This is a genomic window from Rhizobacter fulvus (genome assembly GCF_964020785.1).
Map to the genome: position 1 here is coordinate 3,565,962 of NZ_OZ224516.1, position 12,069 is coordinate 3,578,030.

The window sequence follows — 12,069 nt, forward strand, 5'->3', positions numbered from 1 at the left end:
AAGCCCGGCAAACGGGTAGCCGTTGGTAGGGGTTGGTGTGGGGTGGTAGGCTTAAGGCCATACCAAATAGCCATACCAAAGAAAGGCCCTGCCATGAGCGTGGAATTAAGTGAAAAGTCCGTCGCTGCCGTCAGACCGCCCGAAACGGGCAAGCTGCTCATCTCCGATTCGTTGCGGCGCACGCTGTACCTGCGCGTCATGCCCACGGGCACCAAAACCTTCGAGATGCGCACGAACATCGGCGGCAAGTGGAAGGTCACGAAGCTGGGCGTCTGGCCGCGCATGTCGTGTCAGCAGGCGCGGCTCAAGTGCGCCGATGCGTTGGGTAAGGTCGATCCGACTGCCGAACCAGACCAGAAGCGCACGCTGCTTGAGGTCGCAAACGCGTGGCACCGCAACGCGAACCACAAGCACCCCGATGAGGCGCGCCGATACATTGATCGCGACTTGGTGAGATTGCACGCGCGCCGCATCGAAACCATCCGTACCGACGAACTGCTCGAACTGTTCGAGCGCAAGCGGCTCGGCGACGAGGACGACAACGTCAAGCCCGCACCTGCAGCGGCGATAAAGCTGTTCCGATACACGGTCGGCATCTTCAAGTTCGCGGCAAAGAGGAAGTGGATCACGGAGAACCCGCTGAAAGACATCGTGCTAGAAGACTGGGGTGCCGAAGAGGAAGGTCCGCGCAAGGTGGTCTTAACGCGCGAAGAGATTCGTATTGCTTGGAACATAGCGCCGCCGCATGGTGCTCTTTACCGCTTGCTGCTCGCAACGGGCCAGCGGTTGATGGAAGTGCAATCACTGGCGGCGAACCCGGAGCAAGTCGTCGGCGACGTTTGGCACATCGACGAGAACAAGTCGGATCGACCGCACCAAGTTCCAGTCCTGCCGCTGATGCGCAGGATTCTGAAAGAGCCGATGGCAAAGAAGACCCGTAGTTCCGCGCATCACCTCTGGCAATCGAGAATGCCGATTCGGCCAGATACAGACAAGTTCATCCCTGGCGAACGCGTTACTCAGCACGACATTCGGCACACGGTCGCCACGGGAATGAAAGAACTAGGCGTGCCACCGCACGTAATCGAAGCGCTGTTGAACCACGCTGTGCCGAAGCTCGAACGCGTGTACACGGACGGCGCCGACATGAAGCCGCTGATGCGCGATGCGCTTACCAAGTGGCACCGAAAACTGCTCGCCATCGTGAAGGTATAGGTCACGCGTTCGCGTTGCAACACTTGCGCGTCGATTTGCGATACCCTTTGTTCGTCGTCGCATGTGCGGCGACCACTGCAGTGGAAGCGAGCCCTTCGTGAAGACTGCCCCCGTCGCGGGGTAGTTGAAGGTTGAAGCCCTGATATCTGCAAACCGTTGGCCGGATCGGAGGCCATCGGGCGGTGCGTTTTGGCAATGACTTGCCATGCGCGCCCGGGTCACTTTCAAAAACCTTGTCGGCATGGCACGTCCCACCGGAGTACGCCCATGCCCGCTAGAACCCGAACTGCGCCTGCAGTCGCGCAACCGCGCGACCAATCGACCCGACGCGTGCGCGTCGCCGGCAAGCCCCGACCGATACCTGTAGGCGAAAAGGCCTTGCTCGACTACGAGGATGTCGCTTCACTCTGCGGCCTGCCGGTCGGCACGGTACGGCAGATGGTGCGCGAGCATCGCGGCCCACGCCTGACCCTCGTCGGCAAGCATCACCGATTCCATCCGAAGGACTTGACGACGTTCATCGACGAGATGCGCGCAAACTCGGGAGCACGCGCATGACCGCCCCGCTCACGAGTTGGCGCGAGACCGAAGCGTGGCTGCGCGCCCGCCTCGCCGACGGCGAACTGCACGATATGCACGAGACCAAGCGCGCGGCCCGTACAGCGCGCGTTTCGGTCGGTCGCCTTGCTGCCCTAGCCGCGCGGCTTTGCGAGCGTGTACCGGGCCCAGGAGGCGGCGGGTGGTGGCGCCTGCTACCACCCCAGCAGGTCGCGCCGTTCGAGCCGCCAGCGTCGCGCACGCCGTGGCGCGCGTACGAGAGCCGGCCCTTCGCCAGCATCAAGACGAAGAAGGGGGCATGACGCCATGGCCGAATCAAAAAAGAGCGGCCCCGAGCGGGGCCGCAAGTCTCATGAAGCAAATGAAAGACCCACCAGCGCCGACGCGGCGTTACACGGCGATGCTGGCGACAATAGTTTACCAAGCGGTAAAGCTTCGGGCAATCAACCCCCGAGGCCGGTAGTCGCCGTCAAGTTGCAGATGTCGGGAATACCGAAGTCGCTGAAGCTGTTCAACCGCTGGATCTTGTGGAAGTTCACGCTGCTGCCGAACGGGAAGTGGTCGAAGACCCCGCACTCGCCCAGCAGCGGCCACAAGATCGACGCGACGAACCTCGCGAACGGCGCGAGCTTCGAGACCGCGGTGCAGGCCTTGCGCAAGAACAAGACCAAGTTCGACGGCCTGGGCTTCCTCCTTGGCGACGGGCTGGCCGGCGTGGACGTTGACGATTGCATCGATCCCGTCACTGGAGAGATGAACGAACGCGGCAAGACTCTTAGCGACAAGCTTCTTTCGACCTACGCCGAAGTGTCGCCCTCCGGCACGGGGTTCAAGGCGATTGTCGATATCGGCGACGACCCGAGGCTGGCTGTTGTCGGGAAGAACACCACAGAGCTGGAAATCTACGGGTCGAAAAGGTACTTCTGTATCACCGGCAACCTGCTAGCAGGCCACGCAACGGAGGTCGCGCACCTGCCCGACGTGTTCCGTGCGATCGCTGAATCGGTCGGCGCAAGCCGGAAGACCGCCGATGGTGATGATCGCCGCGCGAAGTCAGACGAGTCGGTGAAGGAGAAGCTCGGCATTGACCTGAAGGTTGCGCGCGAACTGCTCGATCACCTCCCGTTCAAGTGGTGCCACGAGTACGGCGAATGGCTGCGCTGCGGCATGGCTCTGCATCACGAGTTCGATGGCAGCATAGAAGCCCTCGTGCTGTGGGAGGAGTTCAGCAAGCGGTCGGACAAGTACACGCCGGGCGAATGCGGCGGCGTTAAGTGGCCGACCTTCGGCAAGCGGAAGCCGGGGGAGGAGGTCGTGACCGTGCGAACGCTAGTGCGCGAAGCCGAGGCGACCGGCTGGCGTGCGCCATCGACCATCGCGTCGGCAATCAAGGACTTCGACTCTCGACACACGAGCGAGCTACGCCTGTACAACCCGCTGAACGATCCGCCGAAGCGCCCGCGCTACCTGATCGGCGCCCCGGTGTACTTGCCCGACGAAGCCGAGCAGGCGATGTTCTACGGTGGGTCCGACACCTTCAAGTCGACGATGGTGCAGGGGCTCTGCGTCTACATGGCCGCCGGCATCACGCTCGAAGGCCGGGCGGTCGCCCCGCGGGTTGTCGTGTACGCCGCAGAGGAGGCGCCCTTCCTCTGGGACAACAACATGCACGCATGGCGGCTGCACTTCGCCAAGGTGCTGACGCCCGAGGTCTATGCGCGGGCGGTGGAGAACCTTGAGGCTGGCTACCTACAGCGCATCGACGGCAATGTCGCTGGCCTGAATGAGGCTCGTGCTCTGCAGCTTGCCGCCCTGGCCCGCGAGCAGATGCGGCACCTCAACAGCATGGCGCGGCCTGTCGTCGTGCTCGATCCGATCTTCGAAGTGATGATCGGTGAGGAGAACAGCAGTACCGACATGCGGGTCTACATCGCGGCCGGCAGGGCGATACAGCGCGAGCTAGGGGCGCTGGTCGTGCACGTGCACCACACGGGCCACAGTGCGGGCGACCGCGAGCGAGGTAGCAGTGCCCTGCCAGCGTCGCAGTACGTTCGCTACAGGCTGATCCGAGCCAATCGGTTGGCGTCCGAGGTTGAGTTGCGCTGTGTCAAGCACAAGGCTGGCGCCGCTCGGACGCCGAGCGCGTGGCGCGTCAACATGATCGAACTGCTGCCCGCGACCGACGACAGTCCGGAACCTGCGCATGGCGTCGTGGTCGAGTTCATCGGCGACGCGTCTCCGCCGCAGGACGCGAAGGCCAACGCGGAAGCTGACGACCTGGTCAAGCTGGTGCAGGCGTACCGCGCCGATGCTTCCATCGGGAGTCCGCGCCTGCGCGAGCTACTGGAACTCACCAGCGACTCGAAGACCAAGGCGCTGATCAAGCGCGCGGTCGAGCGCGGCCTGTTGCAGGCGGGTGGCGGCAAGGGTCGAGCAGGCTATTCACTTACCGACGCCGGCCGGGCGATGGCCGATGCCGCGAGCGGGACAGACCTCCATGGGGATGACGACCCGCTCGGCTAGGTTATGTGGCTGCATGTGGCTGGCTATGTGGCCATATATGGCTGCGACTGGCCACATACCTATGTGGCTGGTGTGGCTGGTCCCTTTAGGGCCAGCCACACAGCCACATAGCGGCGAGGTTTAGTAGAACTACTTCGTGGTGATCCTCGCGCACGCGTGTGCGCGCGAGGGTTCGTAAAAAGAGCGGATTCAGTGAATACGCTCTCGCGGTTACTTGGCCGGTCACGTGCAACAACTAGCTCGCACAGCCGTTCTCGCGTGACCCATACTTGGCGATAACAGGTCCGGAATGTTTGGCACTTTTCGCCTACACACCGTAGCCCGGGCAGTTATTTGAACAGTCCGCTGCAATATTCTTTACCGTCAGGCCAGAGGGTTTTGTGACATGCAGTCACTAGTAATTTGGAGTAAATAAATGAAGCGCGACGACATAGTTTCCCAGATGGAAGCAATGCACAACCTCACTATTTCGGAGGCTCGGGCCTTTACTGCGGCAGAGCAGACGCAATGGGACGGTCTGATCGCCCAGGTGCGGCAGTTCGACCAGATGGCTGAAGTTGCCATCGCGCCCACCAGCCCGTCGAACCCGACGCGGCCTGTCGGTGCCCCCGCGCTGCACCTAACGCAGCGCGCGAGCCATGCGGGTCTCTTGCGCGGCGCCATCGCCCTGGCGTGCGGCGAACGCGGCATCGACACCGGCCTCGCTGCCGAATTCGACCGTGAAGTCCGCAGGCGCAATCCCGGTCGCTCGTTCGAGGCGGTCGCGATGAGCCTGAAGTCCTTGCTGGTCACGAAAGCGGAAGTAGGCGCGCTAAGTGGCGGGCTGGCGGAAGCGACGACCGGCACGCAGTTCATGGACTCGCTGTTCTTCCGCACTTCCGACGCACTGTTCGGCCCGCGCCTGGCGCAGCAGCTTGGAGTCAACACGGTACTGGCCGGCGAAGAGAAGGTTTCGATCACCAAGCTGATCGGCACGGTCACCCCGACGTGGATTGCTCGCGATAGCGCAGTGCCTCAGAGCGACGCGACTTTCGATGCCGACATGATCGAGCCGAAGAGCGTCGGAACGTATGTGACGCTCAAGCGGTCGGCGTTGCTGTACGGCAATCACCCTAGCGTCGAGCCGCTGATGATGCAAGACCTGCGGAACGCGATCCTCACCGAGCTTGACCGCGCGGTGCTGTTCGGCGAAGGCGGACTGGCTCCGACCGGCGTCGCCAGCCTTGCGACTGCGGGCCACGCGCTCGACTCGCTCGCGTCTGCCTACGTCATCCGCAATAGCCTCTTCGCTTACGGTCGGACGACCGACGCAACCGGTGCCAAGTGGCTGATCCCTGATCTTGTGGAAGCGAAGTTCGCGACCAGTGTGGGCTTCTCGGGTAGCACCGCGCCGGCACTTGTCGTCGGCGGGCAGATCGCAGGCATCGACTACGTTCTGAACCCCGTGTCGGGCGCTGGCAGTCCGTCGCCCTCTATGGACTACCTGTTCGGCCAATGGGCGTGGTCTCACCTTTTTCTCTGGGACAGTGCGAGTGTCGCCGCGGATCCGTTCGGCGACTCGTTCCTCGCCGGCGCGATGAAGCTGCGCATCCTGGCCGACGCCAACGTCTACGTCCGAGACCCGAATCGGTTTTACACGGGCGCGGCGAGCGCACTGTCGGCGTGAGCCATCGTGGCGATTCGCGAACGGTTGCGCGCCGTGTGGTCGGCGCTGTGGTCGGGTGGTGGCGGTATGTCACCGTATGCGCCATGGCATCTGCCCCACGATGGGCAGTTGCCGATCAGCGTCAACGCGCAGACCGCGTTAAGTCTGACGGGCGTATACAGGGCGTGCAGCCTCCTGTCTGACGCAGCGGCCAGCGCTTCGTTGGTGCTGTATTCGCGCCCGCAATCTGGTGGCCGTGTTGTCGACTCCACTAGCGCGGCGGCGCGAGCACTGGCGACCCTTGCACACCAAGACGCAGAGCTGTTTGCCCATTCCGTCGCCTTGGCCGGCAATGGCTTCCTGCGCATCGAGCGGGACAAGGCCGGCGCACCCTATGCGCTGAAGGCGATACCGCCTTGGCGGGTCAGCATCGAGATCGAGGAAGGCACTCGCGCTCTCTGGTATCGACTTCAGTTTGACCCAAGCCTGGGCGAGCCCGAAGTCTTACTGGCCGAAGCCGATGTGATCCACGCGCGATATCGCTGCACTGGCAGCACGCTCATGGGCGTGCCTCCGATGGCAAGCTGCGCGCCCAGCTTTGAACTTGCGCTGATGTCGAAGAACGTGCAGCGGTATCTGTTCCGCAATCTGTCGTCCCCCGGGATGGTGCTCGTCGCGCCGGGCAAGGTCGAAAAATCCACAGCGATGGCTTTGCAAGCAGATTGGGACGCAGCCTATCGAGGCGCAGGCAACGGTCGCACCGCTGTGCTGTCGAACGGTTTCGATGTGCGCCCCGTCGTCTGGAAGGCCGCAGACCAAGAGCTGCTCGCTCAGATCAATGCCAGCACGCAAGACATTGCCCGCGCTTACGGCGTGCCGCGCCAGTTCCTCGAGGACGCGGTCACCATGACCTACGCGTCCGCAAGCGAGGGAACCAGAGCGCTCTATGCGCTGGCGCTCCGCGGCTTCTGCATGCGGCTGGCCGATGCCATCGCGGCGAAGCTGCTGTCGCGCAACGACCGGGCCAACGGAGCCGGAGTGATTTTTGACTTGAGCGACACCCTCATCCTCCCCGGCAAGGAGATGTCCGACTACCTGGGCGGCCTGGTCACGGCGGGCATCTGCTCGCCGAACGAAGTCCGCAACGGATACCTCGGCCTGCCCGACCTACCGGGTGGCGACGCCCTGCGCACGCCTACACACACGCCGCAGGGCGCTAAGGCTTGGGATCGCGGGTGCACCTACCCGGCCGGCGCGTTCGTGCACCACGCGGCCGGCCTGTGGCAGCGCAGCGGCCATGGCGAGGCCCGCGAGGAACCCGCCGCCGACAGCGCAGCGTGGGACTGCGTTGCGCCTGGAATCGCGTCCGTCGCGATGGTCGATGGACATATGGAGATCGTGATGAGCAATGGTTTTCGAAGAAGTGTCGAGGTCGCACGATGAGCAACATGCCGAAGATCTCCGACCACGATCCTGCGTGGCTGCCCCTCGAAGAAGCGAAAGCGCGCGGCCTCGCGGTCGCGCTGATCGAGGACATGCTCTGCGGCGACGTAAACCCGCCGCTGCGTCGTACTACAGCGCCTGCGACCGAGGCTGTGCTGATCGCGCACATCGACGAGATGATGCCCGGCGTTTTGCTCGCAGACGGGCTTGTCGTTCCGCTCACCTGGGCGCAGGCGCTTGCACTGCGCGACGCGCTTACCGAGTTCGCCCGCATGCTCGACCCGAAAGAGCACGGCAAGCACGGCGCGCCGCGCGCATCGGTGGTGTTGGCGCAATGAACTCGTTGATCGACTACAACGCTCGCGCGCTGGCGATCCGCCAAGTGCTGTCGCTGTGTGTGCCCGACTCCCGATTTGCGCCGTACATGCTGGCGGCGAAGCTGCGCATACTGGCACGGATCGAACAGAGCCTTGCCGACAGGCTACGTGCCGGCGGAGTCGGTGCGGAGGCAGCCGCGCAGTCCGCTTTCACGTTTGTGCGGCAGGTGGCGGACCATCATCGTGGAACGCTACGCGCCTGACGTTCTCGTCACCACCGCCGTCGCGGCAGGCTTGATCGGACGTTCGGTGTTCACGTTGCAGCGCGCGCGGTGCGACCGGCCCGACTTGCGCATGCCGCTACCGTTGCGAGTCGGGCGGCGTGGCGTGCGGTACAGCCTGATGGAGCTTGTGTGGTGGTGCGCCGAACGCGGCGAGCGACTGCGCTGGCTCGATGTGCCGACCTCGGTACTGCTGCCGGCGTTCAACTTGTTCGCCGGTACCGATTTCCTGCGCGTGTCCGCAGACTTGGCGGGCCGAGTTCGAGGGAGCAAGCCCTGAAACTCAATATCGTTTGTGGGGGTGTCCCACCGGAACAAACAGGTGACAACTTCCGACATTGAACATAGCATTGCTGTCTTGGAATTCAGTCTGGTTCGCTAAATTGGCTATCTTGAGCGGTACAAATAAATGATTCGAAGCTATACCGCAGATCGTAAGTCTTACGAACTCCTACCTTCGGACTACGGTCACTTTCCGGGAGCGAACGTATTCACCGTAATTGTGGGGAAGAACGGCACCGGTAAAAGTCGGATGCTAAGAAATATTGCCCTCGATCTTTTGCAGGACGCTATTGATCCAAATGCCTTCGAACGGGAAGAGCGGATACGGATGAGGCAGTATAAGCCGGCAACGGTGGACAAGCTTCGGATTCCCAATAAGGTAATTTGTGTATCTGCCAGTCCTTTTGATCGTTTTCCCATGCTGCGTCGCAGCGAATGGAGTCGCGCATATAGCTATCTAGGTTTGCGTGGGCTGCCGAGCAATAATCTCGGACTGTCGTATATGTCGCGCATTATGGGGGCGCTTATCAGTGCGGCTCTTCAAGGTCAGGAACATTTACGAACTCTGGAAGATGTTCTCAGCTACCTTGGTTATCAGCCGATAATAGAATCAACATTTCAGCTTAGTCTATCAAGTCGAATAATTAGCGAAGTTCTTGCGTCGCCAAACCCCGTTCAGGCCATTCGCGACAGCGCTGGGCGCATGCCGATGTTCCCTTTATCTGACGGTGGATTTGCCTTGAGAAGGCTCAATGAGGCATCTGACCAAGACCTGTCCGATGCAATGGATGCTCTTAGGCGAGCGACGAAAGTATTGGAGAAGCCAAGGTTCGCCGTTTTTCTGGAACCGAAATCGGTTATGACTACGTCGCATCTTTCGCCACACGAAGTTAACTCGCTGATTAGTATTGGACTTGCAAGGTTGCGGGAGGTCACGTTTAGGAAACAGGGCTCCGACGCAAAGTTTCACATGAGCGAAGCTAGTTCGGGTGAGCAATCTGTGGTCATGAGCTTGCTGGGCATCGGTAGCCAAATCGAAGATCATTCGTTGATCTGCATCGACGAGCCAGAGGTCTGCCTCCACCCTGCATGGCAAGAAAAATATGTTCAGCTGCTCGTTACAACATTTGAGCGATACAGAGGATGTCATTTCCTCATTGCAACACATTCGCCCCAAGTAGTTGCAGAGCTACCGCAGGCGAACTGTTTTGTAATGGCGATGGAAACAGGGGCGGCGTTTAGTGCGAGGAACTATTCGCATCGATCAATTGACTTTCAATTGGCCAAAGTATTTTCAGCGCCGGGACGGCGCAATGAATATCTAAGCCGCATCGCGCTAAACACGTTTTCCAAAGTTGCAAAGCAAAAGAAGTTTCACGAAGAAGATATCGAGATCATGGATCTCTTGAGGGAATTGCGGCCACAACTTAATGCTGACGATCCTCTCGAGAACTTGATAGCGTCTTTGGAGGATATGGCCGCAGACTATGCCTGATATAAAAACACCGATCACTTTTAGCGTTGACCTTAAGTCAGAAATTTCAAAGAAGCTGGCAGATCCGAAATTTACATATACGGACTGGGGTTCGGACGAATTGGCTCCACTGCGCGCGGCAGTTAGAAATCACTATCGCTCTCAGCAGCTGGGAAAATGTGCTTATTGCCGTCAGAGTCTTTCGACAAATGGGCCTGGCAATTGCCATGTCGAGCATATTGCGCCAAAGTCTAAGTATTTGAAGTTTATCTTCGAACCGAAAAATCTTTGTGCGGTATGCGCCGATTGCAATACACTCAAGCGAGAATTAGAGACGCTGCAGCTAGAACCGGACACCGTTCGGCACGGTGATTCAGCAATAAAGTATCCAAAATCATCTGGTCGTTTCTTTCTTGTCCATCCGCATTTTGACGTCTGGGATGAGCACATAAAGATATTTGGAAACTATGTTTATGTTGATCTTTCGACCAAGGGGCACTTTACAATTGGAGCTTGTAAGCTAAATCGTCACTTGCACCAATTCGGCTGGGATCCTCCCTTTTACGAAGATGCAAAGTTGAGCGATGCGATGAACCGTTTTATGGAGTCGGACAGTTCGTCGCAGAAACTCGCGGCATTGAGCGACCTGAAGGCGATGCTTTGGAGGTAGGCGGCTCTGTTCCGCTCTCGGGACGGAGCATGCTCATTGCGGCCCGCCAGCGGCGCCGAACGGCGAGGCAGCCAACCTGGGTGGCCGCTTCGCGTTTGGGGGCTCCTGAGCCCTTCCTGATTCAGCGGTACAGGTTCTTGGGGTCGCCCTGGCCGGCCGTGTAGCGGCTCACTTTGTCGAACTCGCACAGGCAGTTCTGCAGGTCCATGGCCTCCGCACCGACGCGTTCGAGCACGGCCCGTACTTCCGGCACCGCGTTCAACTGCTCCCGTAGCTGCCGAATGTTGGCCGGGAAGTTCGCTTGTGTGATGCCGAATCGACGCAGGGCGCCTTCATCCTCGCCATCCCAGCCGCGCAGCCGCGCGAGGCCGCGCTCGCTGCCCGGCCCGAGCGGCGCCCAGGTGTCGCGGTCGGCCCAGGCCCCCGGGTGCACGTAGCGGAGGTCTGCCACGATCTGGCCGGCCATGAAGCTGCCGATGGCCGGGATGCTCTGAAGGCGGGCGTGCGTTCGCGCCATGCTCGACGGGTCGATTAGGCGAGCGTAGTCGCGCAGCACCTGATCGCACTGGCCGATGACGGTCGTCACCTTGTCCTCGCCGCGGATGCCGGAGACCTTGTACGCGCCAGTAAACACCTTGTCGCCGCGGTCGCGCCGCGCAGCCAGCACGGCATGCGCGGTCGCTGACCGGTAGTCCTCGTTCTGGCCGGCGGCTCGAAGCTCCTCCAAGGTGTCGGGCCAGTTGATCAGTCGCGCCATCGCGGCGTTAACGGCGATCTGCTCGACCGACGCGAGGATGGTGTCGCCGTACCACGTGTTCAGCAGGTACTGTGACACGCGGTCGTGTCGGCGGGCGACGTTGCACCAGCGCGCCTTCTGCAGGTAGACGTTGTCGGTCCAGGGGCGCGGCTTGCCGGCCTCCTTCGCGAGGCGGATGCGGTCGCGCTCGACTATCCAGTAGCAGAGAAGGCTGAAGGCAGCGCGCTCGGTGGCTGTGCGGTCGGTCGTCATTTCAAGTTCTCCTAGGCCCTCTGAGGTGAGGGTAGGAGGACAGGGTATTAAAGGTCGCCCCGGCGCGGTGGCTGACGCGTTGCTGCTAGAGGTGCGCGACCATTTGCCACACCAAGAGCCATACCAAGTCGGCCGCTAGGCAGCATTGGATATGGTGTTTCGACCTTATGTCGATGCAGGTCTGATCCATCGAACGCGGCGCGGCTAAGCTGCGGCCATGAGCAACGACGCGACCGACCTGATCCGGCGCCTGGGCCTGGCCCCGCACCCCGAAGGCGGCTGGTACCGCGAGACCTGGCGCGCGCCCGCCGGTCCGGACGGCCGCGCGGCCGGCACCTCGATCCTCTTCCTGCTCGAACGCGGGCAGCGCTCGCACTGGCACCGGGTCGATGCCGCGGAATTGTGGATCTACCAGGCCGGCACCCCGCCGACGCTGCGCGTCGCGGACGAAGCGGGCACGCGGGCGATCGTGATCGGGGTGGACGCCGCGGCCGGTCAGCAGCCGCAGCACGTCGTGCCGCCCGGCCAGTGGCAGGCGGCCGAAGCCGGGGAGGGCTGGTGCCTGGTCGCGTGCGTGGTGGTGCCCGGCTTCGAGTTCGCCGGCTTCGATCTGGCGCCGCCCGGTTGGGCGCCGCCGGGCTGACGCGCGCGG

The 12,069-nt window shown here is 61.7% G+C and carries 13 protein-coding genes; 12 read left to right on the top strand and 1 reads right to left on the bottom strand.

Annotated elements, in window-relative coordinates:
• Positions 1–93: 93 nt before the first annotated feature.
• The 11 genes from ACWH49_RS16800 (at position 94) to ACWH49_RS16850 (ending at position 10,408) form a co-directional block, all read left to right on the top strand.
• Entirely contained in the window at positions 94–1,215 is a 1,122-nt protein-coding gene (locus ACWH49_RS16800; RefSeq protein WP_448172497.1) for a tyrosine-type recombinase/integrase, read from the top strand.
• A 378-nt stretch (positions 1,216–1,593) separates the two neighbouring features.
• Positions 1,594–1,773, top strand: a complete 180-nt coding sequence (locus ACWH49_RS16805) for a helix-turn-helix domain-containing protein (RefSeq protein WP_448172498.1) — start codon at positions 1,594–1,596, stop codon at positions 1,771–1,773.
• On the top strand, positions 1,770–2,075 hold the full coding sequence (locus ACWH49_RS16810; protein WP_448172499.1) for a hypothetical protein: 306 nt from the start codon (positions 1,770–1,772) through the stop codon (positions 2,073–2,075). The genes ACWH49_RS16805 and ACWH49_RS16810 overlap by 4 nt, the downstream gene beginning before the upstream one ends.
• A gap of 4 nt (positions 2,076–2,079) precedes the next feature.
• Positions 2,080–4,296 (top strand): AAA family ATPase, encoded by a 2,217-nt coding sequence (locus ACWH49_RS16815; protein ID WP_448172500.1) that lies wholly within the window; start codon positions 2,080–2,082, stop codon positions 4,294–4,296.
• Positions 4,297–4,711: 415 nt separating this feature from the next.
• A complete protein-coding gene (locus tag ACWH49_RS16820; protein ID WP_448172501.1) occupies positions 4,712–5,962 on the top strand; it encodes a phage major capsid family protein in 1,251 nt (416 codons plus the stop codon).
• Positions 5,963–5,968: 6 nt separating this feature from the next.
• On the top strand, positions 5,969–7,384 hold the full coding sequence (locus ACWH49_RS16825) for a phage portal protein (protein WP_448172502.1): 1,416 nt from the start codon (positions 5,969–5,971) through the stop codon (positions 7,382–7,384).
• The gene (locus tag ACWH49_RS16830; RefSeq protein WP_448172503.1) at positions 7,381–7,722 is read left to right on the top strand and encodes a hypothetical protein; all 342 of its coding nucleotides are present in this window, start codon (positions 7,381–7,383) and stop codon (positions 7,720–7,722) included. The genes ACWH49_RS16825 and ACWH49_RS16830 overlap by 4 nt, the downstream gene beginning before the upstream one ends.
• Positions 7,719–7,964, top strand: coding sequence for a hypothetical protein (locus tag ACWH49_RS16835; RefSeq protein WP_448172504.1), 246 nt, complete (start codon positions 7,719–7,721; stop codon positions 7,962–7,964). Before ACWH49_RS16830 ends, ACWH49_RS16835 begins: the two co-directional genes overlap by 4 nt.
• Positions 7,945–8,262, top strand: a complete 318-nt coding sequence (locus ACWH49_RS16840; RefSeq protein WP_448172505.1) for a hypothetical protein — start codon at positions 7,945–7,947, stop codon at positions 8,260–8,262. Before ACWH49_RS16835 ends, ACWH49_RS16840 begins: the two co-directional genes overlap by 20 nt.
• 129 nt (positions 8,263–8,391) lie before the next feature.
• Positions 8,392–9,759, top strand: a complete 1,368-nt coding sequence (locus ACWH49_RS16845) for an AAA family ATPase (RefSeq protein WP_448172506.1) — start codon at positions 8,392–8,394, stop codon at positions 9,757–9,759.
• Positions 9,752–10,408, top strand: coding sequence for an HNH endonuclease (locus tag ACWH49_RS16850; protein WP_448172507.1), 657 nt, complete (start codon positions 9,752–9,754; stop codon positions 10,406–10,408). The genes ACWH49_RS16845 and ACWH49_RS16850 overlap by 8 nt, the downstream gene beginning before the upstream one ends.
• Positions 10,409–10,529: 121 nt before the next feature.
• Here ACWH49_RS16850 and ACWH49_RS16855 read toward each other — a convergent pair whose 3' ends face one another.
• A complete protein-coding gene (locus ACWH49_RS16855) occupies positions 10,530–11,417 on the bottom strand; it encodes a nucleotide kinase domain-containing protein (protein ID WP_448172508.1) in 888 nt (295 codons plus the stop codon).
• A 217-nt stretch (positions 11,418–11,634) separates the two neighbouring features.
• Here ACWH49_RS16855 and ACWH49_RS16860 point away from each other — a divergent pair, with 217 nt between their 5' ends.
• Entirely contained in the window at positions 11,635–12,060 is a 426-nt protein-coding gene (locus ACWH49_RS16860; protein WP_448172509.1) for a cupin domain-containing protein, read from the top strand.
• Positions 12,061–12,069 lie beyond the last annotated feature (9 nt).